The organism is Streptomyces sp. NBC_00285 (assembly GCF_036174265.1).
Taxonomy (GTDB): domain Bacteria; phylum Actinomycetota; class Actinomycetes; order Streptomycetales; family Streptomycetaceae; genus Streptomyces.
The window spans coordinates 840,093-866,716 of sequence record NZ_CP108055.1 but is presented as its reverse complement, the minus strand read 5'-3'; the positions used below and the strand labels follow the sequence as shown (position 1 = coordinate 866,716).

Annotated in this window: 24 protein-coding genes and 1 pseudogene; 14 read left to right on the top strand and 11 right to left on the bottom strand. The window is 71.4% G+C overall.

The annotated features are described in order from the left end of the window. Positions 1 to 38 precede the first annotated feature (38 nt). The 3 genes and pseudogenes from tnpB to OHT57_RS04110 all read right to left on the bottom strand — a co-directional run. Positions 39 to 1,502, bottom strand: a complete 1,464-nt coding sequence (gene tnpB / locus OHT57_RS04120) for an IS607 family element RNA-guided endonuclease TnpB (protein ID WP_328744527.1) — start codon at positions 1,500 to 1,502, stop codon at positions 39 to 41. Next, a complete protein-coding gene (locus tag OHT57_RS04115; RefSeq protein ID WP_328753114.1) occupies positions 1,499 to 2,074 on the bottom strand; it encodes an IS607 family transposase in 576 nt (191 codons plus the stop codon). The genes tnpB and OHT57_RS04115 overlap by 4 nt, the downstream gene beginning before the upstream one ends. A gap of 180 nt (positions 2,075 to 2,254) precedes the next feature. Further along, positions 2,255 to 2,575 (bottom strand): annotated as a pseudogene (locus OHT57_RS04110) (acyl-CoA dehydrogenase family protein); the annotation flags it as partial. Between the two features lie 473 nt (positions 2,576 to 3,048). Here OHT57_RS04110 and OHT57_RS04100 point away from each other — a divergent pair. After that, positions 3,049 to 4,371, top strand: a complete 1,323-nt coding sequence (locus OHT57_RS04100; protein WP_328744526.1) for an aldehyde dehydrogenase family protein — start codon at positions 3,049 to 3,051, stop codon at positions 4,369 to 4,371. On the opposite strand, the gene OHT57_RS04095 is transcribed toward OHT57_RS04100, so the two are convergent. Continuing rightward, complete coding sequence (locus OHT57_RS04095) at positions 4,368 to 5,279, bottom strand: amidohydrolase family protein (protein WP_328744525.1); 912 nt, start codon at positions 5,277 to 5,279, stop codon at positions 4,368 to 4,370. The two genes, OHT57_RS04100 and OHT57_RS04095, sit on opposite strands and share 4 nt — an antisense overlap. A 227-nt stretch (positions 5,280 to 5,506) precedes the next feature. On the opposite strand from OHT57_RS04095, the gene OHT57_RS04090 reads away from it, so the two are divergent. Next, positions 5,507 to 6,235: a tRNA-dependent cyclodipeptide synthase gene (locus tag OHT57_RS04090; protein ID WP_328744524.1), complete on the top strand. Its 729-nt coding sequence runs from the start codon at positions 5,507 to 5,509 to the stop codon at positions 6,233 to 6,235. A gap of 247 nt (positions 6,236 to 6,482) precedes the next feature. Continuing rightward, positions 6,483 to 7,367, top strand: a complete 885-nt coding sequence (locus OHT57_RS04085) for an NAD(P)-dependent oxidoreductase (protein ID WP_328744523.1) — start codon at positions 6,483 to 6,485, stop codon at positions 7,365 to 7,367. A gap of 236 nt (positions 7,368 to 7,603) precedes the next feature. On the opposite strand, the gene OHT57_RS04080 is transcribed toward OHT57_RS04085, so the two are convergent. Then, on the bottom strand, positions 7,604 to 8,344 hold the full coding sequence (locus OHT57_RS04080) for an IclR family transcriptional regulator (protein ID WP_328744522.1): 741 nt from the start codon (positions 8,342 to 8,344) through the stop codon (positions 7,604 to 7,606). 365 nt (positions 8,345 to 8,709) lie between these two features. On the opposite strand from OHT57_RS04080, the gene OHT57_RS04075 reads away from it, so the two are divergent. Further along, positions 8,710 to 10,497 carry a bifunctional sugar phosphate isomerase/epimerase/4-hydroxyphenylpyruvate dioxygenase family protein gene (locus OHT57_RS04075; protein ID WP_328744521.1) on the top strand — a complete coding sequence of 596 codons (1,788 nt, stop codon included), beginning with the start codon at positions 8,710 to 8,712 and terminating at the stop codon, positions 10,495 to 10,497. A gap of 86 nt (positions 10,498 to 10,583) precedes the next feature. Then, positions 10,584 to 11,489, top strand: a complete 906-nt coding sequence (locus OHT57_RS04070; RefSeq protein WP_328744520.1) for an aldo/keto reductase — start codon at positions 10,584 to 10,586, stop codon at positions 11,487 to 11,489. A gap of 4 nt (positions 11,490 to 11,493) precedes the next feature. Here OHT57_RS04070 and OHT57_RS04065 read toward each other — a convergent pair whose 3' ends face one another. Further along, complete coding sequence (locus OHT57_RS04065; RefSeq protein WP_328744519.1) at positions 11,494 to 11,949, bottom strand: pyridoxamine 5'-phosphate oxidase family protein; 456 nt, start codon at positions 11,947 to 11,949, stop codon at positions 11,494 to 11,496. A gap of 330 nt (positions 11,950 to 12,279) precedes the next feature. Here OHT57_RS04065 and OHT57_RS04060 point away from each other — a divergent pair, with 330 nt between their 5' ends. After that, positions 12,280 to 12,672, top strand: coding sequence for a VOC family protein (locus tag OHT57_RS04060; RefSeq protein WP_328744518.1), 393 nt, complete (start codon positions 12,280 to 12,282; stop codon positions 12,670 to 12,672). A gap of 35 nt (positions 12,673 to 12,707) precedes the next feature. Continuing rightward, on the top strand, positions 12,708 to 13,772 hold the full coding sequence (locus OHT57_RS04055; RefSeq protein ID WP_328744517.1) for an adenosine deaminase: 1,065 nt from the start codon (positions 12,708 to 12,710) through the stop codon (positions 13,770 to 13,772). On the opposite strand, the gene OHT57_RS04050 is transcribed toward OHT57_RS04055, so the two are convergent. From OHT57_RS04050 to OHT57_RS04040, 3 genes are all read right to left on the bottom strand, one after another. Continuing rightward, on the bottom strand, positions 13,760 to 14,269 hold the full coding sequence (locus OHT57_RS04050; RefSeq protein ID WP_328744516.1) for a mycothiol transferase: 510 nt from the start codon (positions 14,267 to 14,269) through the stop codon (positions 13,760 to 13,762). The two genes, OHT57_RS04055 and OHT57_RS04050, sit on opposite strands and share 13 nt — an antisense overlap. A gap of 135 nt (positions 14,270 to 14,404) precedes the next feature. Further along, positions 14,405 to 15,910 (bottom strand): carotenoid oxygenase family protein, encoded by a 1,506-nt coding sequence (locus tag OHT57_RS04045; RefSeq protein ID WP_328744515.1) that lies wholly within the window; start codon positions 15,908 to 15,910, stop codon positions 14,405 to 14,407. A 134-nt stretch (positions 15,911 to 16,044) separates the two neighbouring features. After that, on the bottom strand, positions 16,045 to 16,923 hold the full coding sequence (locus OHT57_RS04040; protein WP_328744514.1) for a LysR family transcriptional regulator: 879 nt from the start codon (positions 16,921 to 16,923) through the stop codon (positions 16,045 to 16,047). Positions 16,924 to 17,076: 153 nt separating this feature from the next. Here OHT57_RS04040 and mgrA point away from each other — a divergent pair, with 153 nt between their 5' ends. The 3 genes from mgrA to OHT57_RS04025 all read left to right on the top strand — a co-directional run bounded on the left by mgrA (position 17,077) and on the right by OHT57_RS04025 (position 20,944). Beyond that, complete coding sequence (gene mgrA, locus OHT57_RS04035; protein WP_328744512.1) at positions 17,077 to 18,072, top strand: L-glyceraldehyde 3-phosphate reductase; 996 nt, start codon at positions 17,077 to 17,079, stop codon at positions 18,070 to 18,072. 146 nt (positions 18,073 to 18,218) lie between these two features. Continuing rightward, positions 18,219 to 19,490 carry an aspartate aminotransferase family protein gene (locus OHT57_RS04030; protein ID WP_328744511.1) on the top strand — a complete coding sequence of 424 codons (1,272 nt, stop codon included), beginning with the start codon at positions 18,219 to 18,221 and terminating at the stop codon, positions 19,488 to 19,490. Next, the gene (locus tag OHT57_RS04025) at positions 19,487 to 20,944 is read left to right on the top strand and encodes an NAD-dependent succinate-semialdehyde dehydrogenase (RefSeq protein WP_328744510.1); all 1,458 of its coding nucleotides are present in this window, start codon (positions 19,487 to 19,489) and stop codon (positions 20,942 to 20,944) included. Before OHT57_RS04030 ends, OHT57_RS04025 begins: the two co-directional genes overlap by 4 nt. Before the next feature lie 178 nt (positions 20,945 to 21,122). On the opposite strand, the gene OHT57_RS04020 is transcribed toward OHT57_RS04025, so the two are convergent. Next, entirely contained in the window at positions 21,123 to 21,506 is a 384-nt protein-coding gene (locus OHT57_RS04020) for a nuclear transport factor 2 family protein (protein ID WP_328744509.1), read from the bottom strand. Between the two features lie 330 nt (positions 21,507 to 21,836). On the opposite strand from OHT57_RS04020, the gene OHT57_RS04015 reads away from it, so the two are divergent. The 4 genes from OHT57_RS04015 (at position 21,837) to OHT57_RS04000 (ending at position 26,171) form a co-directional block, all read left to right on the top strand. Next, positions 21,837 to 22,247, top strand: coding sequence for a hypothetical protein (locus OHT57_RS04015; RefSeq protein ID WP_328744508.1), 411 nt, complete (start codon positions 21,837 to 21,839; stop codon positions 22,245 to 22,247). 65 nt (positions 22,248 to 22,312) lie between these two features. Continuing rightward, entirely contained in the window at positions 22,313 to 24,646 is a 2,334-nt protein-coding gene (locus tag OHT57_RS04010) for an ABC transporter ATP-binding protein/permease (RefSeq protein WP_328744507.1), read from the top strand. A gap of 6 nt (positions 24,647 to 24,652) precedes the next feature. Then, the gene (locus OHT57_RS04005) at positions 24,653 to 25,198 is read left to right on the top strand and encodes a hypothetical protein (RefSeq protein ID WP_328744506.1); all 546 of its coding nucleotides are present in this window, start codon (positions 24,653 to 24,655) and stop codon (positions 25,196 to 25,198) included. After that, complete coding sequence (locus tag OHT57_RS04000; protein WP_328744505.1) at positions 25,188 to 26,171, top strand: serine/threonine-protein kinase; 984 nt, start codon at positions 25,188 to 25,190, stop codon at positions 26,169 to 26,171. The genes OHT57_RS04005 and OHT57_RS04000 overlap by 11 nt, the downstream gene beginning before the upstream one ends. Here OHT57_RS04000 and OHT57_RS03995 read toward each other — a convergent pair. Further along, the gene (locus OHT57_RS03995) at positions 26,158 to 26,586 is read right to left on the bottom strand and encodes a nuclear transport factor 2 family protein (protein ID WP_328744504.1); all 429 of its coding nucleotides are present in this window, start codon (positions 26,584 to 26,586) and stop codon (positions 26,158 to 26,160) included. The two genes, OHT57_RS04000 and OHT57_RS03995, sit on opposite strands and share 14 nt — an antisense overlap. Positions 26,587 to 26,624 lie beyond the last annotated feature (38 nt).

Sequence of the window (26,624 nt, the reverse complement as noted above, 5' to 3'; positions counted from 1 at the left end):
CCTTCCGGGCATTTCTGCCCGGAAGGTCCGTGACGGTGTCACCAAAGGGTGAGTGCTTCGGTGTCCTGACGACGGTCTCCCGTTTCTGTCTGTCGCTGGTGCGGCAGGGTTACGCCACCTGCCCGCTCCGTCCCCACCGTGAGGCGGGGGCGGGTGGTGCGGGTCTTGCGGTCGGCTCCACGGGGCTTCGACACCTTGGCGGTGTCCTGGTCTCCGGCCACTCCGGTACCAGTCATACAGGCCGCCGCGAGTGCGGCGAGGTTGAGTGCGGCGTTGTCGTCCCGGTCGATGACCAGGTGGCAGGCGTCGCATTCGTAGGTCCGGATGTGCAGCGGCAGCTTGGCTTTCACTGTGCCGCACCCGGAGCAGGTCTTGGAGGAGGGGAACCAGCGGTCGGCCGCGATGATGCGGGTGCCGTGGCGCTGGCGGGTCTTGCAGGCGAGCCGGCGGCGGATCTCACCGAACCCGGCGTCGGCGATGTGCCGGGCCAGGCGCCGGTTCTTCACCATGCCGGCCACGTTGAGGTCTTCGACCACGACCGTGCCGTACTCGGCCGCGACCGTGGTGGTGAGCTTGTGCAGGGCGTCCTCGCGGAGGTTCGCGACCTGGTGGTGCACGCGGTTGCGGGCGGTGTTGGCCTTCTCCCACCTGCGGGACGGCTTTTGTCCGGTGCGGCGGTCCGGGCCCCGGCGGCGGGAGACGACGCGAGAGGTCCGGCGCAGCTGCTTGAGCGCGGTGCTCAGGTGTCGGGGGTTGGGCACCTGGCGGATTTCCCCGGTGCTGTCGGCCATGACGGCCAGGGTCTTGATGCCGAGGTCGATGCCGACTGCGACGCCGGGGCGGGTGACGCGGATCAGGTCGCGCTTGACCTCCACCTGGAACGAGACGAACCAGCGCCCGCGTTCGTGCCGGACGGTCACGGACAGGATGCGGGCCGTCCCGGTCTGCACATGGCCGAGGAGTTTCGCGGTCGGTTCGTGGACGCGGATCGTGCCGAGGCGGGGCAGTGTCACATGACGGCCGCCGGTCTCGATACGGATCGTGCCGGTGGTGAACCGGCAGGACAGGCGGGCCTTCCGCTTCGACTTGAAGCGGGGCATCCCGACCTGCTTGCCCTTGCCCTTGCGCTTGCCCTGCTTGGACTTGGCGTAGTTGTCGAACGCCGCCGCGGCGTTGGCCAGGCCGGTGGAGTACGCCTCCTTGGAGTTCTCCTCCCACCAGGAGCAGAACCGCGGATCGGTGTGCTTGGCCTCGTTGAACTGCTTGCGGAGCGACGGGAGCGACCACGGCCGCCAGTCGGTGAGCTCCGCCTCGGGGATGCCGTACGTCTCCTCGGCCTTGCGCTGCCACCACGACGCCTCGACCCAGCCCACAGCCCAGTTGTATGCGGCCCTGGCCGCACCGCAGTGCGAGCGCAACGCGGCTTCCTGGACGGTGTTCGGGTCCAGGGCGAACCGGTAGGCCTGCACCACGAAACCGGGCTGTGCCTGGAACTTCTTCATTCGGCGGCCTCGCCGGTCGCGGCGGCGATTGCGCGGGCGGCGCGGTTCTTCGCCGCGCGCTGTCCGTACAGGCGGGCGCACATCGAGGTCAGGACTTCGGTGATGTCCCGCACCAGGTCATCGGCGGTCTCGGCGGGATCGAGGACGACCAGGCGCCGGCCGGACGCCGACAGTGCGGCGTCCAGGTACTCGACGCCGAACCGGGCGAGGCGGTCACGGTGCTCGACGACGATCACGGCCGTGGCCGGGTCGGCGAGAAGCCGGTGCAGCTTGCGGCGACGCCCGTTCAGCCCCGATCCGACCTCGGTTACGACCTCGGCGACGGCCAGGCCCTGCCGGTTCGCACCAGCCACGACGCGAGCCACCTGCCGGTCCAGGTCGGCTTTCTGGTCGGCCGACGATACGCGGCAGTACGCCACCACGCGTCCGGACGGCTGGACAGCAGGCTCGTCGACCAGCCAAGTCCCGGATGGCGCCTGGCGGACCGGGACGGGCATCTTCCCGCCCTTCACCCACCGCCAGGCCGTCTGGTAGCTCACGCCCTGCTGACGCGCCCACTCCGAAAGCTTCACCAGACCAAGATACGTGAAATAGACGACTTGAGATGACGATGAATGAATAGAAAATCTGTAGCAGCTGCCAGCCCTCCCGTCGAAGCGCAGGCCGCTCCGCTCGACCGTCACCCGCACCGGCACCCGGGGAAACGCACGGACGTGCGCGAACGCGATGCCCGCCAGGAGCTCGCCGGACGCCAGCGGCCCGAGCAGCCGCTCCCGCACCGGCAGAGCGGACTGCGTGAGGAGCCTGACCGGCGAGTGGTGCTGGGTCTGCACGAACCACGTCGAACAGCACGCCCCGGCCAGGATCTCCTGGACCTCCCGTGCCACCGCGTCGGGGGCGCCCGCACCGCCGTACTCCTTCGGCGCGCTCACCCCGAGCAGGCCCGACCGCTTGACCGCCTCGATGTGACTCGCGGGCACTCCCTCCTGGTCGACCCCGGCCGCGTGCGGGGCGAGGAGGCCGTCGGCGAGGGTGCGGGCGGTGGCGAGGAGCGGGTGCGCTGGGGTGGTCATGAGGAAGATTCTCCTGATGCCGTCGCGCGTCACGGCGGTGTCCTCGCCGAAGGCGGCCGAGGCCTTACCGGATGGCCGCCATCCAGGCCGCCAAACAGGCCGTCCACAGCGACACGCCCACCGGCCGGACGCAGGTGCACCGGCTGTATGGCCGGCTCATGGCCTTCGCCCCGAGCCCAGTCGTGGCTCTCAACCGGGCGGTCGCCGAGACCGACGGGCCGACCTGCCGCCGTCTCGGTCGCGACACCGGGGCCGCACAGGTGGACGGCCGTCGGGCTCACCGGGAACCCGGCGGACCGCGCCTGTCTGCGACGCCGGCGCGACTCGTTCGCCGGATGAGCGTTCCGTTGCCGAGGGGGTGACGGAAAGTGGTCGTAGGCGGCGCGGAATTTATCCGGACCGCAAAAGGTTGGTATATACATCTGACTGTCGATATTCAGGCCGCAAGGCCCGCGCACCCCCAGCGAGGCACCGTGAACCAGCCCCTGTCCGAGCAGCCCGCCGACGTCGTGGCCCGGCTGCGCGCCACCTTCCGCACCGGCCGCACCAAGCCCGTCGAGTGGCGCACCACCCAGCTGCGCCGCCTGCGCGAGATGCTTACGGAGAACGGCACGGAGCTGGCCGCCGCCCTCCACACCGACCTGGGCAAGAGCTCCACCGAGGCCTTCCGCACCGAGATCGACTTCGTTATCCGCGAGGTCGACCACACCCTCGACCACCTCGCCGACTGGCTGCGCCCCGAATCAGCCCCCGTCCCCGCGCACCTCGGCACCGACGCCACCGCCTGGACGCAGTACGACCCGCTCGGTGTCGTCCTCGTCATCGCCCCGTGGAACTACCCGGCCCAGCTGCTGCTCGCCCCCCTGGCCGGCGCCCTCGCCGCCGGCAACGCGGTGGTCGTCAAGCCCAGCGAGATGGCCCCGGCCACCTCCGCCACGCTGGCCCGGCTGCTGCCCGCGTACCTGGACACAGAGTCCGTCGCGGTCGTCGAGGGCGGCATCCCGGAGACCACGGCCCTGCTCGCCGAGCCCTTCGACCACATCTTCTACACCGGGAACGGCGCCGTCGGCCGTATCGTCCTGCGCGCCGCCGCCGAGCACCTCACGCCCGTCACCCTCGAACTGGGCGGCAAGTCCCCGGCGTTCGTCGACCGCGACGCCGACCTCACCGTCGTCGCCGACCGGCTCGTCCGCGGGAAGTTCATCAACGCGGGCCAGACCTGCGTCGCCCCCGACTACGTCCTGACCGACCCGGACACCTCGGCCGCCCTGGAGCCGCTCCTCGCAAGCGCCGTCGAGAAGCTGTTCGGCAGCGACCCCGCCGACTCCGGCGACTTCGGCCGCATCGTCAACGAGCGGCACTTCGACCGTCTCACCGGCCTGCTCGACTCGGGACGCACGGTCGTCGGCGGCGCGAGCGACCGTACGACCAAGTACATCGCGCCCACCGTCCTCGCCGACGTGGCGCCCGAGGCGCCGGTCATGCAGGAGGAGATCTTCGGCCCCATCCTGCCGATCGTCACCGTCCCCGGCCTCGACGAGGCCATCGACTTCATCAACGACCGGGACAAGCCCCTCGCGCTGTACGTCTTCACCGACTCCGACACGACCCGGGGCCGCATCGCCGACGAGACCTCCTCCGGCGGCCTCGGCTACGGCCTGCCCCTCGCCCATCTCACCGTCTCCGACCTGCCGTTCGGCGGGGTCGGGGCGAGCGGCATGGGCAACTACCACGGTCGGTACTCCATCGAGACGTTCAGCCACCGCAAGGCGATCCTGGCCAAGCCGCTCGGCTAGGACACCCGCCTGCCGAACAGGTCGGCCGCGTTGTCGTGGCACACGGCCCGCAGCCACTCCTGGCCCAGCTCCAGCCGTTCCAGGGCCTGGAGCTGGTGCAGGTACGGGTAGGGGATGTTGGGGAAGTCGGAGCCGAGCAGGATGCGGTCGCCGAGCGCGGACAGACGGGGCAGGGCGCGGCCCGGGAACGGTATGAACGCCTCGGTGAAGTCGGTGAACGCCATCGTCGTGTCCAGCCGCACCTCGTCGTACCGCTCGGCGAGGTCGAGGAACTCCTCGTACTCGGACATGCCCATGTGCGCGACGATCAGCCGCAGCCTCGGGTGCCGTGCCAGGACCTGCGCGACGGGCCCGGGGCCCGTGTGCTTGCCGGGCGCGGGCCCCGAGCCGCAGTGGATCACCACGGGGGTGCCGGCCTCGGCGAGCACCCCCCACGCCTCCTGGAGACGTTCGTCGGCCGGGTCGTAGGCTCCGACCTGGACGTGGGCCTTGAACACGCGTGCGCCCGCTTCGACGGCCTCGCGGACGTACGCCGCGACATCCGGCTCGGGGTAGAGCGTGGCGGTGTGCAGACAGTCGGGGGTGCGGCGGGCGAAGTCGGCCGCCCAACCGTTCAGCCACCTGGCCATGCCGGGCTTGTGCGGGTACAGCATCGCGGTGAAGGCTCGGACGCCGAACTCCCGCAGCAGGGCCGTTCTCTGCGCCTCTTCCTGCCGGTATGTGATCGGCCATCCCGCCCCGCCGAGCAGCGGCCCGTTGGTGTCGAAGTACTCCCACACCTTGTGCAGCACACGCTCGGGCATGAAATGGGTGTGGACGTCGATCAGCCCCGGCAGACCGAGCCGCTCCCAGAAACGCCGGACCTCGCCGGCCTCCTCACCGACGGATGCCGTGCCGTGATCATTCATGCCGCCCACGATCCGCCCCGGGGAGCAGCGAAGCGACCCCTTCCGAGGGGGCTTGCTGAGGGATCCGTCACAGCGGAGCGGCCCGGGGAGACATTGGGCCATCCGCGCGAGTTCCCCGCCGGGGGCGCCGGCCTGCGCACGGGCTCTTCTAGTCTCGATGCCGGAAGCAGCGTGCCGCACCGGCCGCGCGGAGAGACGGGGGAACGCACCGGATGTACGACTGGGCGATGCCGACGCCACGGGCAGCCTCGATCGCGGCCCGTCGGGGGGACGGCTTCGTCGCCACCCCCTTCTCCGAACACTGCGTGGAACTCGTCGACTCCGGACACCACGTGTTCCTCGGTATCAGCCCCGGCAACGGGTACTTCTCCGAGGACCGGCTCGTGGCACTGCTGCGCTGGGCCGCCGCCCGCTTCACCCGTGTCGAGATCGCCCACCCCGGCACCGACACCGTCGCCTGCACCTACCTCGGCCGCGGATACGAACCCCGGCACGCCCGGGCCCGCGCCCACCGGGACGTACGCCAGACGGCCAACCGCGTCTCCCGGGCCGTGGACAGCGCGCGCATCGACCCGGCCCGGCTCCGGGTCGCCGAGTTCGCCGACTTCTACGACCTCCCCGCCTACCGCGCCGCCCGCGAGCGCCTCGCCCGAGCGCACGACGAGCAGCCCGCGTTCCACACCACCTGCATGCGTATGGTCACCGCTGTCCTGCGCACCACGATGCCCGCCGACTGGACCCCGACCACCGACCAACTGGCTGCGGGCGCCGAGTACTTGGACAGCGAACTTCCGTTCCTCCTCGACACCCCGGCCATCCTCGGGGTACCGGCGTCCGTCTTCGCCTACCGTGCCACCCCGGCCCTCGCGGGCTTCCTCTACGGCCCGGACGCGCTGCTCCCGGCGGCGCAGACGCAGGGATTCGTCACGGTGGAGCCGCTCCCGGCCACGCCGTGAGTCGGACCGGTCGGTGTCGGCGGGCGGGGGAGTGGCCCGTCCACTGTGGGGGCAGCCGCGTGCAGAGCGCGCACGTCGTCGTGAGTTCCGGGCCGCCGGCAGGACGGTGCCCCGAACCCGATGCTCACAGGCCGCCGGGCGTGGCCGGAGGGGCTGATCGGTGCGGCATCCGGCAAGCTCGACGACTGACAGCACGTCCGCACCCCCGCACCCGCCGCAGCAGCAAGCAGCAGAGAGAGATGACCTCATGACCGACAAGCTCACCGTGAGCGTCCTGGGCACCGGCATCATGGGTGCCGCGATGGCCCGCAACCTCGTCCGCGCCGGACACACCGTCCGTGCCTGGAACCGCAGCGCGGCCAAGGCGCAGCCGCTGGCCGCGGACGGCGTGGAGATCGCCGACAGCCCCGCCGAGGCCGTCCGGGGCGCCGATGTCGTCCTGACCATGCTCTACGACGGTCCCGCTGCCCTGGACGTCATGCGGCAGGCCGCCGAGGCCCTGCGTCCGGGCGCCGCATGGGTGCAGTCGACCACTGCCGGTGTCGAGGCGATCGCCGACCTGGCCGCCTTCGCCCGCGCCCATGAACTGGTGTTCTTCGACGCGCCCGTTCTGGGCACCCGCCAGCCCGCCGAGGCCGGTCAGCTGCTGGTCCTCGCCGCCGGACCGACCGTCGGCCGGGACGCCGTGACCCCGGTTCTCGACGCGGTCGGCGCGCGCACCGTGTGGACGGGCGAGGACGGCGGCGAGGGCAGCGCGACCCGGCTGAAACTGGTCGCCAACAGCTGGGTGCTCGCGGTGACCAACGCGGCCGGGGAGGTACTCGCCCTGGCGAAGGCTCTCGACGTGGACCCGCAGAGCTTCTTCGACGCCATCGACGGCGGCCCGCTCGACATGGGCTATCTGCGCGCGAAGTCCGCCATGGTCCTCGAAGGCCGTTTGTCACCGGCCCAGTTCGCGGTGTCCACCGCCGCCAAGGACGCCCGTCTGATCGTCGAGGCCGGCGAGCGCGGCGGCGTCCGCCTGGATGTGGCCGCGGCGAGCGCCGAACGCTTCGAGCGCGCCGCCGCCCAGGGCCACGGCGACGAGGACATGGCGGCCGCCTACTTCGCGAGCTTCGACGAGAACGCCTGACACCGAGACCGCAATGCCTCACACCCGGGAGGATCACTTCGTGTCGAGCAGCGTCCGTGCCGGCGCCCGGATCGAGATCGAGCGCCGGTACGGCCGGGGCGCGGCGAAGGACGGCAACCGGGCCTCCGGGTGAGGAAGCGACCGGGGCGAGGGCGCGACGGCCGACCGGTCGGTCGGCGCCCGCAGCCGGATCTTCGCCCCGGTGAAAGCAGGCACCCCCTGAGGGGCTTGTCGGCTCAGGTGCTGCTGCTCAGCGGGTGGCTGAAGCCCTGCCCGGAGATGAGGCGGGCGCCCTCGGCGAGTTCCGTGGCGAAGCGTTCGACGGCCTCGTAGGGGAAGCGGTGGCTGGGGCCGCTGAGCGAGAGGGAGGCGACGACCTGGCCGGTGCGGCCGGTGACCGGCACCGCCACGGCGGTGAGCCCCTCGTCCCACTCGCTGCTGCTGACGGCGTAACCCCGTTCCGACGCCTCCGCGGCCTGGGTCCGCAGCCGCTCGGCGTGGGGTTCGCCCTGGGGTGAGGCGACGGCGACCCGGCGCAGGAGTGTGTCGGAGGCGTCGCGCAGCAGGATCTTCGAGGAGGCCCCGGCCCACAGGGGCTGCTCGTCACCGACGTCCACGACATGGCGCAGCGGGTGCGGGCTCTCCTCGTGGGCCACGCAGATGCGGTGGACGCCCCGGGCGACGAAGAGGTTGACGGTCTCGCCGAGCCGGTCCGCGAGGTCGCGCATCACCTTGCGGGTCTCCTGGGGGACCTCCCACTGACTGCGGGCGAGATGGGCCCAGCGCCACAGTGCGGGCCCCGCGGTGTAGCCGGACGGGTGCGAGCCCAGCAGTCCGGTCTCCTCCAGGGTCTGCACCAGGCGCAGCGCGGTCGTCTTCGCGAGCCCGGTGGCCTCGGTGATCTCCCGCAGGGTGACCACGGGCCGGTCCTCGCTGAGCAGGGCGAGGATGTCGAAGGCCCGCCGCACACTGCGCACACCCTCTCCCCCCGCTCGCGTCTGTTCCTCGCCCACCCGCTGCCTCCCCGCTGCGTCCGCCTCGGTTCTCCGGAGCGGCAGTCGTCCATGATGCCTCGACCGTAGTCCGCTGTGTGGACCACGGGGCACCGCGGCACCGGGAGGAGTGTTTGTGCCCGTAATGCCCCTCTGTGGGGTTTTTTTAATGCGCGCGGTGGATCTGCGCTGCGGAGATCCGGCCACCCGAGGGAACCGATGGCGGCGACTCTGTGGCCCCTCTTGCTCGCGGACGCCCTTGTCCGGGCAGCCCATGCCTCCTAGGCTGACCGCACAGCGGATCAAGTAAACCACCTAGCGGTCCAGAGTTGGCGTCCCAGGGAGCGAGCATGCGCAAGTCCATCGCCACCGTCTGCCTCAGCGGCACCCTCACGGAGAAGCTGACGGCCGCCTCACGGGCCGGCTTCGACGGCGTGGAGATCTTCGAGAACGACCTCCTCGCGAGCCCCCTCACCCCAGAGGAGATCGCCGCGCGCACGGCCGACCTGGGTCTGGGCATCGACCTGTACCAGCCGATGCGGGACATCGAGGCGGTACCGGAGGAGGTCTTCGCCCGCAACCTGCGGCGCGCCCGGCACAAGTTCGACCTGATGCGCAGGCTCGGCGCCGACACCGTCCTCGTCTGCTCCAGTGTTGCCCCGCAGGCGGTCGACGACGACGCCCTCGCCGCGGAGCAGCTGAGCGGACTCGCCGACCTGGCCCAGGAGTTCGGCATTCGGGTGGCGTACGAGGCGTTGGCGTGGGGGCGGCACGTCAACACCTACGACCACGCCTGGCGGATCGTCGAGGCCGCCGACCATGTGGCCCTCGGCACCTGTCTGGACAGCTTCCACATCCTGTCCCGGGGCGCTGAACCCGAGGACCTCAAGGGCATCGCGGCGATACCCGGTGACAAGATCTTCTTTCTCCAGCTCGCCGACGCCCCGTTGATGGCCATGGACGTCCTCCAGTGGAGCCGCCACTACCGCTGCTTCCCCGGTCAGGGCGGCTTCGACGTCGCAGGGTTCCTCCGGCACGTCCTGAACACGGGATACGTGGGGCCCCTGTCCCTGGAGGTCTTCAACGACGTCTTCCGCCAGGCCGACGCGGGCCGCACCGCCCTGGACGGACTGCGCTCCCTGCTCGCCCTGGAGGAGAACGCCGGAGTCTCCCCGCTGCCGGCCCCCGTGATCCCCTCCGGCGTCGCCTTCGCCGAACTCGCCACCAGCGACCCCGAACCCGTCGGTGAGCTCCTCACGGCAGTCGGCTTCCACCGCACGGCCCGCCACCACGGCAAGCCGGTCGACCTGTGGGAGCAGGGCGAGGCCCGTGTCCTGGTCAACTCGGGCGCTGTCGGCCGTCGTAGCGACACCGCCCTGTCCGCCGTAGGCCTGGAGACGGCGGATCCGGCGGCCTCGGCGCGCCGCGCGGAGGCGCTGCTCGCCCCCGCCCTGCCCAGGCGCCGCACCGCTCAGGACGTCCCGCTGGAGTCGATCGCAGCCCCGGACGGCACCGAGGTCCTCTTCTGCGCCACCGGCCGGCCCGAACTCCCCAGCTGGACCGACGACTTCACGTACACGGCGGCGAGCGGTCCCGCCGACGTCACGGCCATCGACCACCTCGCGCTCACCCAGCCGTGGCACCACTTCGACGAGTCGGTGCTCTTCCACCGCACCGTGCTGGGTCTCAGCCCGCACGACACCGTCGAACTGGCCGACCCCTACGGCCTCTTCCGCAGCCGCGCCCTGTCCGCCTTCTCCGACGGGCCCCGGCTGGTCCTCAACCTCGCACCCGCGCCCGAGGAGGGCGGCGAGACCCCGGCCCGGCATGTGGCGTTCGCCGTCGACGACCTCGTCGCCGCGGTGCGCCGCTTCCGGGCGGCGGGAGCAGGGCTGCTGCGTGTTCCGGCGAACTACTACGACGACCTGGAGGCGCGGTTCACCTTCGCGGAGGGCGAGTTGGAGACCTACCGGGAGCTCGGCATCCTTTACGACCGGGACGAGCGGGGCGGCGAGTTCCGCCACTGCTACACCGACACGGTCGGCCACGTCTTCTTCGAGTTCGTGCAGCGCTCCGGCGGCTACTCGGGGTTCGGCGCGGCCAACGCGCCCATCCGGCTGGCGGCGCAGCGGAGGTGACCCGACGGGGCGGCGCCGGGTTACAGTCGTGCCGGGGCGTGGGAAACGGCTGCGGAAGCGCGCCGGTGGTGTGTCATCATCCGCCGATGACCTCCGAAATGATCACCGCGGACGCGGCAGGCACCTGGACACTCGGCGATCTCACCGTCAACCGCATCGGCTTCGGCGCCATGCGTCTGACAGGCAGCGCGGCCTTCCATCTCGGGACCCCGAGCGACCGGCAACGGTCGATCGCTGTGCTGCGCAGGGCGATCGAGCTCGGTGTCGACCACATCGACACGGCCGCGTTCTACTTCTCCTCGCTGCGCTCCGCCAACGAGATCATCAACAGCGCGCTGTCCCCGTACCCCGACGACCTCGTCATCGCCGCGAAGGTCGGGCCCTTCCGGGACTACGCGGGTGAGTGGGGCACCTTGGCCCGACCGGAAGACCTGCGCGGTCACGTCGAGGAGAACCTCCGTCAGCTCGGCCGCGACCATCTCGACCTGGTGTACCTCCGCCGGATGCGCCAGGACTCGGTCGCCGAGCACTTCGGGGCTCTCGCCGAACTGCGCGACAAGGGCCTGATCCGGCACCTCGGCATCTCCGACGTCGAGCCCCGCCATCTCGCCGAGGCGCAGGCCATCGCGCCGGTGGTGTCCGTGCAGAACCGTTTCGGGCTCGACTCCCGCAATCCGGTCACCGACGAGATGGTGCGGATCTGCGGTGAACAGGGCATCGCCTTCGTGCCGTTCTTCGCGATCGCCGGGGACGCCGGAGCCAAGGGCGCCACCACCGCCCACGACGAGGCGGTGCTCACCATCGCGCGGGCGCACGGCGCGACTCCCGCCCAGATCCGGCTCGCCTGGACCCTCGCCCAGGGCCCGCACGTCCTCGCCATCCCCGGCACCGGCAACCCCGACCACCTCGCCGAGAACATCGCGGCGGGCGCGCTCCGGCTCACCGACGACGAGCTGCACGCGCTCAACTCGCTGCATCAGAAATCCGGTTGAGGGGTCACACGGCCCACACCCCGTCCTTCATGACGTGCCGCCCGCGCATCTCGTGGATGCCGTTGAGGGCCTGCACGGCGTGCGGGCGCACCTGGAAGAAGGCGTAGGACGTGCTGTCTGCGCGCGGATCCCAGCCCGTCTTCGCCATGAAGGCGTCGATCGCGGCGGCCGGCACGTCCTGCCCGCCGTAGGCCCGTACGTCGCCGTCGATGAGCACGACGTCCTGGGTGTCCCCGAACGCCAGGCGGGTGCGTCCGCCGTCGCGCAGATTACGGCCGGTCGGGTTGGTGATCCGGGTCGACAGCCACACGGACTCGCCGTCCCAGACGAACCACAGCGCGACCAGACACGGCAGCCCGTCGGCGTCCGCCGAGGCGACCCAGATGTCCGTCTCCCGCTCCAGACGGGCCAGTACGTCGCGCTTGCGCAGGTCGAGGGTGCGGCTCTCGCTGATCGTCATGACCGGGACGCTACCGGCGGCCCCGCTCCGGCGCCTCGGTCCGAGGCCCTACGGCCCCGGACCGAGACACCGGGGCAGGGGATGCCCGAACTCTGTCGCCGGATCATGTCGGCATCACGGGGTCCGGCCCTCAGGAAGGGGCCCGCCGAGTTGCCGTACCCCGCGGCCGGCTGAGGCGAACGACAGGCCCGCAGACCTTGATCGCGAGCGGTCGCCGGCGGGGAACGCCGGAGCTCGTCCGGCGCCGCAGCCGATGCGGGTTCCCGGACTGGCGCCCCGCACGTTTTACGTATAACCTCTCCCGTCAACCACCTGTCCCGAGAGGTTCCGATGAGACGCGTCGCCCTGGTCACCCTCGTCGTCGACGACTACGACGAGGCGATCCGCTTCTACACCGAAGCCCTCGGCTTCCGGCTGGTCGAGGACGCGCCCCGTCCCGACGGCTCCCGCTGGGTCGTCGTGCGGCCGGACGCCCGCGAGGGCGGCACCGACCTGCTGCTCGCCCGCGCCAAGGACGAGGACCAGCAGGGCCGGGTGGGGAACCAGACCGGCGGGCGCGTCGGCTTCTTCCTGCACACCGACGACTTCGCCCGCGACCACGCCCGGATGCTCGCCGCGGGCGTGACCTTCCTGGAAGAGCCGCGCCATGAGCCCTACGGCTCGGTGGCCGTCTTCCAGGACCTGTACGGAAACCGCTGGGACCTGCTCCAGCCCGCCGCCTGACCCTCCCGCCGCCCTGTTCGAAGAAAGACCCCGCCATGACCGCTACGCGCGTAGACGCCGATCTGATCCGCCGCCTCCCCAAGGCCGTCCTGCACGACCACCTCGACGGCGGCCTGCGCCCCGCCACCGTGATCGAGCTTGCGCGGGAGGTCGGCCACACCCTGCCCACCACCGACCCGGACGAGCTCGCCGCCTGGTACTTCGAGGCCGCGAACTCCGGCGACCTGGTGCGCTACATAGCCACCTTCGAGCACACCCTCGCCGTCATGCAGACCCGTGAGGGCCTGCTGCGCACGGCCGAGGAGTACGTCCTCGACCTGGCCGCCGACGGAGTCGTGTACGGCGAGGTGCGCTACGCCCCCGAGCTGAACACCAACGGCGGACTGACCATGGCCGAGGTGGTCGAGACCGTCCAGGAGGGGCTCGCCGCCGGAATGGCCAGGGCCGCCGCCGCGGGCACCCCGGTACGGGTCGGCACCCTGCTGTGCGGGATGCGGATGTTCGACCGGGTGCGCGAGGCCGCCGACCTCGCGGTCGCCTTCCGGGACGCCGGTGTCGTCGGCTTCGACATCGCCGGCGCCGAGGACGGTTTCCCGCCCGCCGACCACCTCGCTGCCTTCGAGCAACTGCGCCGCGAGAGCGTGCCGTTCACCATCCACGCCGGCGAGGCCCACGGCCTGCCCAGCATCCACCAGGCCCTGCAGGTGTGCGGTGCCCAGCGCATCGGCCACGGTGTGCGGATCACCGAGGACATCGTCGAGGGCAAGCTGGGCCGGCTCGCGGGCTGGGTCCGGGACCGCCGGATCGCCCTGGAGATGTGCCCGACGTCCAACCTGCAGACCGGCGCGGCCACCTCGATCGCCGGGCACCCCATCACGGCCCTGAAGGACCTGGGCTTCCGGGTCACCCTCAACACCGACAACCGGCTGGTCTCGGGCACGACCATGACCCGGGAGATGTCCCTGCTGGTCGACGAGGCGGGCTGGACCGTCGAGGACCTGCGCACCGTCACGGTGAACGCGCTCAAGAGCGCCTTCCTCCCGTTCGACGAGCGCAGGGCCCTCATCGAGGACGTCGTGCTGCCGGGCTACGCCCTCTGAACCAGCCCCCGCAGATAGGAGGCCTGTCCGGCGTGCTGGAGATCGTCGGACAGGACGCTGACCAGCCGTACGCCCAGCGTGACCGGCGGATCCCACCTCTCGTCCACGACCCGCTCCAGGTCCTCGGCGGCCAGGCCGCGCAGGGCTTGCAGACTCTGGGCGTGTACGGCGTCGTAGTAGCCGGTCAGCAGGTCGGCCGAGTCGACCCGCACCAGGGCGACCTGCGCGGACGTGTGGCCGTAGCCGATGTCGCGGGGTTCGAGGTCGAGGCCGAAGCGCTTCTCCCAGTCCTGCGTCAGCCAGACCTGGTCGAGGCCGAAGGCGCCGGCCACGTGGTCGTCCTGGACGCGGGTGAGGTGCCAGACCAGCCAGGCGACGGAGTTGGTGTCGGTGCCGGGGCGATGGTGGAGGTCGTCCGGGGTCAGGCCCTCGACGGCGGCGTGGACCTCTTCCCGGATGCGGCTGAAACCGTCGATGAGGATGTCCTTTGCATGCATGACGTCCACCCTCGCGCATCGCGCCGCCTCGCGCGCCGGAAATTCTCCTCCCGCGTCACGCGCCGGGATTCCGGCTTCCGTGTCACACGCCAGAACCCCGGCCCCGCGTCGTGCGCCGAGCGTCCAGATCCCGTGTCACGCGTCGGCGACCCAGCTCCCGTGGAAGCCCAGCGGCACCCGCCCCGGCAGATGGATCCGGGCGACCGGCTCGGCGGTGAAGTCCTGGGCGGAGAGGATGACCAGGTCCGAGGCGCCGCGATCGGGGTTGTGGACGTACGCGATCGCGTACCCGTCGTCCTCGGCGGCCGTCGCGTCGCAGGGGTCGGACGGCACGAACACGGCCTCGCTCGCCGCCGCGCCCCGGGGCAGCCGGTGTACCTGTGAGGTGCCGCGCAGCAGGTCGTGCTTGATGAGAGCGTTGCTGAACGCCCGGTCGGGCGGCGGGTTGCCGTCGACCGCCTGATAGGCCACCGCCATCTCCGCGGACGCCGCCGAGTAGCCGTAGCGGTGCCGGCGGGACACCAGCGCCTCGTTGACGCGCGGGAACTCCTGCGGGCGGTCGTCCAGGGTCCGGGTCCGCACCCGGCCGTGGCGCAGGTCGACCGTCCAGCGGTCCAGCCGGGGGGTGCCCGCCCCGTAAGGCCCTCCCGAACCGTTGCCGGCCACCAGGAAGGGCGCGTCGAAGTTGGTCATGTCGATGACCAGGTTCGGGCCCTCCTCGTACGCGTTGAGGGTGTGCGAGTAGTACACCGGGTCGACCTCGAACCAGCGGACCGCACCCCCCGCCCGAGGCAGCACACCGACCCGTGCCGGATGCCGGTCGTTCCAGACGTAGGGCACGATGTCGCCGCGCTCGGCGCCCGCCGGGTCGAAGGTGACCGGCATGTCGAGGATCACCACGTGGTTCTCGGTGAGCGCGAAGTCGTGGATCATCGGCGCGTCCGCCACCGGGATCCGGGTACTGCGCGAGACACGGCCCGTCGGGTCCACGACCAGGTGCCGGACGTGGTCCCAGGTCGGGTAGTAGGCGATCGCGTGCAGCTCGCCGGCGTGCGCGTCGAACTTGGTGTGCGCGGTGAACGCGCCCTCCAGGGTGCCCCGGAAGTCGTACGTGCCCACGGTGTTCAGCTCGTCGTCGAGCTCGTACGGCAGCGGCCCGCTCTCCTGCAGCGCCAGGATGCGCCCGCGATAGGGGATCACATGGGTGTTGCACGGGAAGTCGTCCGGCGGCACCGGGCCCGGATACGGCTCGCCGAGCTTCTTCGCCACCTGGGAGGAGCGCACCCAGCGGTTGCGGTACCACTCGGCGCGGCCCTCGCGCAGCCGCACCCCGTGCACCATGCCGTCGCCCAGCATCCAGTGGTGGGCGCGTGGATCCTCCAGGCCCAGCACGTTGGGACCGGTGCGCAGGTAGCGGCCGTTCAGCTCGCGGGGGACCCGTCCGGTGACCGGCAGGTCGAAGGCCGTCAACTCCTCGGTGACCGGCTTGAAGGCGCCCTCCAGGAACGGGAAGTGACGCGTCGGTGTCGAGCGCGGTGCCGCCGAGGCCGGTGCCGCGACCGCTCCGGTGCCGGCCAGTCCGCCCGCGGCCGCGACCGCCGCCGCGCCGCGCAGTACGTTCCGTCGTGTGGGTTTCGTCATCTTCCCTACTCCTGACCGCAGTTGTGCTTCGGGTACGGTCAAGAGTCTGTGGCGTGAGACGGCCGCGGTCAGGAGTGGTGGACCCCGTCCGGGGGGTGGTGTCACACCCCCTGTTTTCCGCGGCGGCCAGGGTCCTAGTCCTCCAGAAGGGCCATCAGCGCCCGCGCCGCCGGACTCGTGGCCTGCGGGGGCGGCAGCAGGGCGACCGTCTCGTACACGGTCTCGCCGGTGCCCTTGACGGGCAGGGCCGTCAGCGACGACCGCTTGTGCCGGAAGTGCTGCGGAACGACGGCCACCCCGAGGTTCTCGTCCACGAGGTCCAGGAGGCTGTGCACGTCGTTGACCTCCAGTGCGACGTTGCGGCGCAGGCCCGCGGCGGCGAACGCGGCGTCGGTGGTCCGGCGCGGGCCCCAGTCCGGATGGAAGTCGACGAAGACCTCACCGGCCAGATCCTCCGGCGTCACGGCCGCACCCGCGTCCGCGAGCCGGTGGCTGGGATGGCAGAGCACGGTCATGGGCTCGCTCGACAGCGGCACGACCCGCAACTGGTCGGTGTCCTCCTGTGCCGCCCGGACGGCGAACGCCAGGTCCAGGCGCCCGGCCGCGACCTCCTCCGCGAGCGCGGCCGACCCCGCCTGGCGCAGACAGATCTCGACGTCCGGATGCTGCCGCCGGAACGCGGCCAGCAGCCCCGCCACGTGCAGCCCGGCGATGCACTGCTCGGACCCGATCGCGAGCATCCCGCGCAGCACCCCCTGCACCGCGGCCACCGCCTCGTGCGCCGACCGCACCTGGGCGAGGATCCGCTGGGCCTCACCGAGCAGCGCACGGCCAGCCGGGGTGAGCGTCACCCGGCGGGTGGTCCGCACGAACAGCGGGGTCTGGAGCTCCCGCTCCAGCGACCTGATGGACGCGGACAGGCCCGACTGGGACACGAGCAGCCGCTCGGCGGCCCGGGTGAAGTGCTGGTCCTCGGCGACCGCGACGAAGTGCTGGAGATGGCGCAGTTCCATGATTGAGAAGCCTAGCCGCTGAATTCCATCGGATTCTTCTGTTGGACCAATGCCCCCAGGTCGCGCGAGAGTGGACACACAATCTCAGGTGACCTCGGTTCGCAGCCGGCCGTGGTTTTTCAGGACAACCGTGCCAACCCCTCTGGAGTCGCGTTGTACACCGCACACCCCGACCGCTACGCGGACATGCCTTACCGGCGCACCGGCCGCAGCGGCCTGAAGCTCCCCGCGATCTCGCTCGGCCTGTGGCACAACTTCGGACCGGCGGACCGCACCGTCGAGACCCAGCGGGCCATCCTGCGCCGTGCCTTCGACCTCGGCGTCACCCACTTCGACCTCGCCAACAACTACGGGCCGCCGCCCGGCGCCGCCGAGTCCGCCTTCGGCGAGGCCCTGCAGGCAGACCTCGCGTCCTACCGGGACGAGCTGATCATCTCCACCAAGGCCGGCTATCTGATGTGGCCCGGCCCGTACGGCGAGTGGGGTTCCCGCAAGTACCTGTTGTCCTCGCTGGACCAGAGCCTCACCCGGATGGGCCTGGACTACGTCGACATCTTCTACTCGCACCGCCCCGACCCGGAGACTCCCCTGGAGGAGACGATGGGCGCCCTGCACACCGCGGTCCAGCAGGGCAAGGCGCTCTACGTCGGCATCTCGAACTACTCGGCCGAGCAGACCCGAGAGGCCGCCCGCATCCTCGGTGAGCTGGGCACCCCGCTCCTCATCCACCAGCCGCGCTACTCGATGCTGGACCGTCGCCCCGAGGACGGCGGCCTCCTGGACGCGCTGGACGAGCTCCAGGTCGGCTCCATCGTCTTCTCACCGCTGGAGCAGGGCCTGCTCACCGGCCGCTACCTCGACGGCATCCCCGAGGACTCCCGCGCGGCGAGCGACAGCCCCTTCCTGAACTCGGACGCGGTCACCGCGGACCTGGTCCAGCGGCTGCGCGAGCTCAACGACATCGCCAAGGGCCGCGGCCAGACCCTTGCCCAGATGGCCCTGGCCTGGGTGCTGCGCGGCGGCCGCGTCACCTCCGCCCTGGTCGGCGCGAGCAGCCCGAAGCAGATCGAGGACAGCGTCGGCACGATCGCCAACCTGGACTTCGACGCCGACGAACTGGCGAGGATCGAAGCGATCGTCAAGGCGTGACGGGCGGAGGTGCGAGCGGCACCGACGGCTGAGCGGACCGGGCACCGGCTTCAGGGCGGTGCCCGGCCCCGTTGACCCTGGCGCCCCCATGGCCACAGGGTGATAGGTGTCCACCGCACCCTCACCCCCCGTGGGAGAGCTGCCGTATGGCCCACTTGTCCGAGCACCTGCGCCAGGCCACCCCCGTCGTCGTCGAACGCGGCGAGGGAGTCCATCTGTTCGGTGCCGACGGCCGCCGCTACCTCGACTTCACCGCGGGAATCGGTGTCACCAGCACCGGACACTGCCACCCCCAGGTCGTGGCGGCAGCGCAGGAACAGGTCGCCACCCTGATCCACGGCCAGTACACGACGGTCATGCACCGCCCGCTGCAACGCCTGACCGAACGACTCGGCGAGGTCCTGCCGCAAGGCCTGGACAGCCTGTTCTTCGCGAACTCCGGCAGCGAGGCGGTCGAGGCCGCACTCCGGCTGGCCCGCCAGGCCACCGGCCGCCCCAACGTCGTCGTGTGCCACGGCGGCTTCCACGGCCGTACCGTCGCCGCCGCCTCGATGACCACCTCCGGCACCAAGGTCCGCACCGGGTTCGGCCCGCTCATGGGCGGGGTCGTCATCACCCCCTTCCCGCACGCCTTCCACTACGGCTGGGACGAGGAGACGGCGACCCGGTTCGCGCTGCGCGAGTTCGACCAGCTGCTCCAGACCGTCTCCGACCCCGACGACACCGCCGCGATCATCGTCGAACCGGTCCTCGGGGAGGGCGGCTACGTCCCCGCCAACACGGCCTTCCTGCAAGGGCTGCGCGAGCGCGCCGACCGGCACGGCATGCTGCTGATCCTCGACGAGATCCAGACCGGCGTCGGCCGCACCGGCCGATTCTGGGGCCACGAGCACTTCGACGTCCGTGCCGACGTCCTCATCACCGCCAAGGGCCTGGCCAGCGGCTTCCCGCTGTCCGGCATCGCCGCGTCATCCGAGCTGATGCACCGCGCGAGGCCCGGTTCGCAAGGCGGCACCTACGGCGGCAACGCCGTCGCCTGCGCGGCCGCCCTCGCCACCCTCGACGTCGTCGAGAGGGAGGGCCTGGTCGCCAACGCCGCTGCCATGGGTGCCCGGCTGCGCACCGGCCTGGAGGAGGTCGCCGCGAAGACCCCGGCGATCGGGGACGTCCGGGGCCTCGGGCTGATGCTGGCGAGCGAGTTCGTCACGGAGACCGGTGAGCCCGACGCCGCGACGGCGTCCCGGGTGCTGGGGGCGGCCGTGGAGGAGGGGCTGCTCCTGCTGCCCTGCGGGCCCTGGGGCAACGTCGTGCGCATGATCCCACCACTGATCGTCGACGCGGCCGGGATCGACGAGGGGCTGCGTGCCTGGTCGGTGGCGGTCGCCGCGGCTACCACGACCGGAGGCACCCCCTCGTGACGAAGGTCGTCGACTCGGTCCCCAAACAGCTCTTCATCCAGGGGAACTGGGAGGACGCCGCCGAAGGCGCCCGCTTCCCCGTGGACGACCCCGCGACAGGCGAGCGGCTGTGCGAGGTCGCCGACGCCTCACCCGGCGACGGACAGCGCGCCCTCGACGCCGCAGTCGCGGCGCAGAACACCTGGGAGGCCACCGCGCCCCGGGAACGCAGCGACATCCTGCGTCGCGCGCACGAGATCCTCCTGGACCGGCGCGAGGACCTCGCCCTCCTGATGACCCTGGAGATGGGCAAACCACTCGCGGAGGCACGCGGCGAGGTCGCCTACGCGGCCGAGTTCTTCCGCTGGTTCTCCGAGGAGGCCGTACGCATCGACGGCGGCCTGACCCGCACCCCCGACGGAGCCAACCGGATCCTGGTCATGCGCCAGCCGGTCGGCCCCTGTCTGCTGATCACCCCGTGGAACTTCCCGCTCGCCATGGGCACCCGCAAGATCGGCCCCGCGGTCGCGGCCGGCTGCACGATGGTCCTCAAGCCCGCCCCGCAGACCCCGCTCTCCAGCCTCGCCCTCGCCGCCGTCCTCAAGGAGGCAGGACTGCCGGACGGTGTGCTCAACGTCGTCACCACCACCGACGCCGCCGCAGTGATCGAGCCGCTGCTGCGCGGCGGGCGGGTGCGCAAGCTGTCCTTCACGGGGTCCACGCAGGTGGGACGGCTACTGCTCGCCCAGTGCGCCGACACGGTCGTGCGGACGTCGATGGAGCTGGGCGGGAACGCGCCCTTCATCGTGTTCGAGGACGCCGACCTTGAGCGGGCGGTCGAGGGGGCGATGGTCGCCAAGATGCGGAACATGGGTGAGGCGTGCACCGCCGCGAACCGCTTCTTCGTCCACCGGTCGGTCGCCGACACGTTCGCCACGCGGCTCGCCGAGCGGATGGCCGGGCTCGCGGTCGGCCCCGGCACCGAACCCGCCAGCCAGGTCGGCCCGTTGATCGACGCCGCCGGGCGTGCCAAGGCCGACGGCCTGGTCCAGGACGCCGTCCGGCGCGGAGCCCAGGTGATCACCGGGGGCGAAGTCCCGGACGGGCCGGGCCACTTCTACCCGCCGACCGTGATCACCGGGGTCAGCCCCGAGTCGCGGCTGATGCGGGCGGAGATCTTCGGACCGGTCGCCGCCGTCCTCACCTTCGACACCGAGGACGAGGCCGTCGACGCCGCCAACGACACCGAATGGGGCCTGGTCGGCTATCTGTTCACCCGGGATCTCGACCGCGCCCTGCGGGTGGGGGAGCGGCTGGAGACCGGCATGGTCGGCATCAACACCGGCCTGGTCTCCAACCCGGCCGCCCCCTTCGGCGGCGTCAAGCAGTCCGGCCTCGGCCGCGAGGGCGGCCGCGTCGGCATCGACGAGTTCCTGGAGTACAAGTACCTCGCCATTCCCGTCGTGGAGGCGTGAGCGTTCCTCGTGGGAGCCGGACCGGCGGGCACAGGTCCGGCTGCCCTTCGCCGGGTGCCTGCTGCGGACCGCGGTCAATCGCGCGTCCATCCTTGCCGGTCGTGGTCATGATGTCCTGCCTCGTCGGTGGCTTCTCCTCGGAGACCACCGACGAGGGGAAAACCCGTCGCGGGCGACCTCACCGGCCGTCGGGGATTCGGTCCAGGAATCCGAGGACGGTCCTGATCCGACCGTCCTCGTCCAGCGTGATCACGTCGGATCCGGCGACGGGCGCCGAACGGTCGGCCTCGCTCACCAGCTCCCAGGAGAACCGCGCGGTGTCGTGGTGCCCCTCGACCGCGCCGGTGAGCCGGAAGGCAAATCCGGGGAACTGTTCGTGGGCCGCCGCGATCACCGCGCCGATCTGCTCGTGGCCGCTCACGTCGGCGAGGGGGTCGGTGTATCCGCCGCCCACGGCCCAGGCGGCCGCCACGGCTTTGGCGCGTGCTTCCGGCTCCCGTGCGTTCCAGGCTTCGAAGTACCGGGCTACGGCATTCTCGTAACGGTCCGTGTTCGCGGACATGGGCGATCAGCCTCCATCGAGGTCGTCTGTGCTGGTGGGACCTGGTGACACCACCTTGCCCGCGCGGCCCGGAACCGTCGATTACATCTCGGGTAATGACGTTTGAGTGTGTACCCGTCAGATTTCGGCCAGGAGGGGCGCCGAATATGCCAGGAGACTGGCCAAAAAGATGTGGTGACAGTGTTTCAGTAGTGAACATACTCGTCTGACAGGGCCTTCACATCGAGCGAGGTGCCCGTCACGTACAGCAGCGAGAGTCGCGAAACGCATAGGAGCCGCACGGAAAGCGAGACCCTGCCCATAGGGGAACGGCAAGCGGGGGAGTGGATCGTGCACGACGAATTCCTGTGTCATGTCACGGGGTACGGCACCTGCGACGGGCGGCGTATCGGCGTGCCTCTCGGAACCTATCGCGCACCCACCCTCGCCCTGGCTCTGTGGTGGTTACGCGACCGGGCCCTGTGGATCGCCGACCGACTGGACCCGCAGCCCGAGGCCGAGCACTTCCCGGCCGGAGCCCTCGCCCCGGTCGGCGGCACGGTGCTCGACGTGCCCGCCGTCATGCGGGCCTGGTGTGCCGACCTCGACCAACAGGATCTGGTCGCCGACGAGTTGGCGGCCGGGCGGCTGATCCGGATCGCCGTCAACGACGACACCACGGAGTACGAACTGCTCGCCGAGTCCGTGGACGCGGTGCGCATGCACCGGACGGCCTCCACGCTCTTCACGCCCGTCGCCTGAGAGCATCGTCCACCGCTCGACACCGCCACCGGGCGCCCAATGGGGTGAATCGGTAGAATTCAGGCATGGCGGAGCGGCCGATCGCACCGACGGCGCCCGAGCTCGTCCTGGAGACCGACACCGGCTCCACGGTGATGAGCCCGGGCCACGACTACCATGTCGGGCGCGACCCGCTGAGCGACATCGTCATCGACGACGCCCGGGTCTCCTGGCACCACGCGGTGCTGCGACCCGAGGCCGACCACTGGACCCTCGAGGACGAGAACAGCACCAACGGCACCTACGCCGACGGCCGCCGCGTCCACGAGTGGGACGTCGGCCCCGGAAGTGTGATCCACTTCGGCAGCCTTGCCGACGGCCCCTGCGCGGTCCTGCTGGGCGTGCCCGCCCCCGAGCGCCCCTCGGCCGTCTCGATGCCGGGCCTGACCGGCACCTTCCGCCGGCCCACCGCCGTACGCCCGTTGCCCACCCGCACGGTCCGCATCGGCCGCGCCGACGACAACGACCTCGTCATCGACGACCTGGTCGTCTCCCGCCACCACGCCGAGCTGCGCGCTCTGCCCGACGGGACGTACGAGATCGCCGACCTCGGCAGCCACAACGGCACCTACCTCAACGGCCGGCCCGTCAGCGGCGCCCCGATCGGCCCCGGTGACATCGTCGGCATCGGCCACTCGGCGTTCTGCCTGGTCGGCGACACGCTCCAGGAGTACGTCGACACCGGCGAGGTCTCCCTCGACGTCCAGGACCTCACGGTCGCCGTCGACCACGGCCGCAAGACCCTGCTCGACCACGTGTCCTTCCCGGTGGGGGAGAAGTGCCTGCTCGCGGTCGTCGGCCCGAGCGGCGCCGGAAAGTCCACGCTCCTCAACGCCCTCACCGGCCAGCGCCCCGCCGACCACGGCACCGTCCTCTACGACGGCCGCGACCTCTACCGCGACTACGCCGAACTGCGTCAGCGTATCGGCCTGGTCCCGCAGGACGACATCCTGCACGCCCAGCTGACCGTCCGCAGCGCCCTGACCTACGCCGCCGAACTGCGCTTCCCGCAGGACACCGCCAAGTCCGAGCGCCGGGACCGGGTCGACGAGGTCATGCGCGAACTGGGCCTGGAACAGCGCGCGGCGCAGCCCGTGCACAGCCTGTCCGGCGGACAGCGCAAGCGGGTGAGCGTCGCCCTGGAGCTGCTGACCAAGCCGTCCCTGCTCTTCCTGGACGAACCGACCTCCGGACTGGACCCCGGCATGGACCGCTCGGTGATGCACATGCTGCGCGGCCTCGCCGACGACGGCCGCACAGTCATCGTCGTCACCCACAGCGTCCTGAGCCTCGACGTCTGCGACCGCCTCCTCGTCCTCGCCCCCGGCGGCAGGATCGCCTACTACGGGCCACCCGAGGACGCCCTCGCCTACTTCGGCTTCGAGCAGTGGCCCGAGGCCTTCGAGGCCTTCGAACGGGACCAGGACCGGGACTGGGCCGGCGACTTCCGTCTCTCGTCCTTCCAGCACCAGTACGTCGCCGAGGCCACCGCACAGCCCCGCATACCCCGCTCCGAGCCGGTCATCATCGCGCCTCCGCCCAGGCCCCGCAGCCGCGGCGCCCAGCTCGGCACCCTGATCCGCCGCTACACCGCGGCCCTCGGCGCCGACCGCACCTTCCTCGCCATCATGATCGCCCTGCCCTTCGTCATGGGAGCCATGGCCCGGGCCCTCGCGGGCAGCCGGCTCACCCAGGAAACCGCGATGAACGCCCTGCTCATCCTGTGCGTCGGCGGCGTCCTCACCGGCGCCGCCAACGCCGTGCGCGAACTCGTGAAGGAACGGGTCATCTACCAGCGGGAGCGAGCGGTCGGCCTGTCCAGATCGGCGTACCTGATGTCGAAGGTGGTCGTTTTGGGCACGATCACGGTCGTGCAGGCGGTGGTTCTCACCCTGGTGGCCCTCCTGGGCGTCGACCTCAACGCCCCGGGCGGCGAAGGCGTGCTGCTGCCGCCCCTCGCCGAGATCACGATCGCCGTGGCCCTGCTGGCGTTCACGGCCATGATGCTCGGCCTGCTGGTGTCCGCGCTGGTGCGCAAGGAAGAGGTGACGATGCCGCTGCTCGTGCTGCTGGCCATCGTCCAGGTCGTCTTCTGCGGCGCCCTGCTGAAGCTCGACGGCGTGCCAGGGCTGGAACAGCTGTCCTGGCTGGTGCCCTCACGGTGGGCGCTCGGCGCGATGGCCGGCACCGTCGGCCTCGCCCGGCTCGTGCCCGGCGACCTCACGGGCGACCCGCTGTTCAAGCACGCGGCAGGCGTGTGGCTGCTGAACATCGGCATGCTCGTCGTCCTGTCCGTGCTCTTCGGCTACGTCGTCTCCCGGCTGCTGCGCCGCCACGAACCCGCGGTCATGCGGAAGTAGGCGCCGATGACGAATCCCGGCTTCCGGCCCACGCATGTCGTCCCCGGGCACGGCATGCCCGCCTGGGAGGCCCCCGACCCCGCCCGGCCCACCGTCCCCCTGGACCCGCTGCTGCCCGTCCAGCTCATGGAGCGGCGCGGCGACTGGGCGTACGTCCTGTGCGCCAACGGCTGGTCGGCGTGGGTCGACGGCCGGCACCTGGTCGACGTCCCGCAGGACCCGCCCGCCCCCGAGGGCCCGCTCACCCGCACCGCGGACCCGCGCCCGCTGCTGGCCCGCGCCGACGAGACCCTCGCCCGCTACCGGGCCGCCGTCGAGGAGTTGGCCGGCGGGGGCCTCGACGGAGAGGCCTTCCGCGGCCGCACGCGGGGACTGCGGATCGGGGTCGTCGTCGACGGGGAGCACGTGTGGCTGTACGACGCCCCGCACGGCCGCTGGGTGTACGCGGACGGGACTCGCCTGAACACCTACGTCACCGACGACGGGCCCCGCGCCGGCACCGAGGCCCCCGGGCACGCCCCCACCCAGGTGGTGACCCCGGATGGCACATGAGACAGGGCTCTTCTCCGGCCGTCCCTCCGAACTGGTCGGCAGACAGGTCGCGAGTTACCGCATCGAGCGCGAGATCGGCCGCGGCGGCATGGCCGTCGTCTACCGCGCCCGGGACCTGCGCCTGGACCGCACGGTGGCCCTGAAACTGCTGGCCCCCGAACTCGTCCGCAACGACACCTTCCGCAACCGCTTCAGCCACGAGTCCCGGGTGGCCGCCGCGATCGACCATCCGCACATCGTCCCCGTCTTCGAGGCGGGCGAGACGGACGGCGTCCTGTACATCGCCATGCGCTACGTCTCCGGCAGCGATCTGCGCCATCTCCTGGACCGGCAGGGACCGTTGGCACTCCCGACCGCCCTGCGGATCGCCGCCCAGATCGCCTCGGCGCTCGACGCGGCCCACGAACACGGACTGGTCCACCGGGATGTGAAGCCCGGCAACATCCTGGTCGCCCGCGGCACCGACAGCGACCATCCCGAGCACACCTACCTCACCGACTTCGGCCTGACGAAGAAGTCCCTGTCACTGACCGGGTTCACGACGGTCGGCCAGTTCGTCGGCACTCTCGACTACGTGGCCCCCGAGCAGATCTCGGGCCGCCCGGTCGACGGCCGCTGCGACGTCTACGGCTTCGCCTGCGTGGTCTACGAGACCTTGGCGGGCCACCCGCCCTTCCGCCGGGACGACGACATGGCCCTGCTCTGGGCCCACCAGTACGACCCCCCGCCCCCGCTCTCCGAGTCCCGGCCCGAGTTCGGCCGGCGACTCGACCCCGTGTTCGCGAAGGCGCTGGCCAAGAGCCCCGACGACCGCCACGACTCCTGCCTCGCCTTCGTCGCGGCCCTCCGTGCGGCGGCGACGGGCGGTCACGCGCCGACGGAGGTCGCCCTGAGAGCCGTAGAAGCAGAACCGGAGGAGAGCCGGCCGAAGTCCCCGCCCCGTTGGGCCGAGCCGGTCGTCAGGGGGCGTTAGGGCCCTGGCCCAGGCCGTTCAGCGGCACCCTGCACGCCACTACCCTGCGGTGGCTGATGCGCCAGCCGGCCGTGCCGACACGGATCACCGTGTCCTCGTAGGTGACCGAGCCGCACGAGCCGTTCGCCATGACGCCCAGCCCCTTGGACCGGGCCCGCACCCGGCCCTCGGACACCTCCTCGACCACCACGTTCGTGACGTGGTGCGCGACCGGGTTGCCCGCGCCCAGTGCGAGCGCCGCCTCCGTCAGCGCGGCGAGCCCGACGACCTCGCCCCGGCCGAAGTCGGACAGGTCGTGGACGACGTCCGCGGTGAAGACCTCGTCCAGCAGGTCCAGCTTCCCGGCGTCCACCAGATGGCCGTGCAGTGCGACCAACTCGGTGACGGCCAGGCGGTCTTCGAGTGCCAACGGCATGCGGAACCCTTTCGTAGGCTCAGGGCACCCTGCCACGC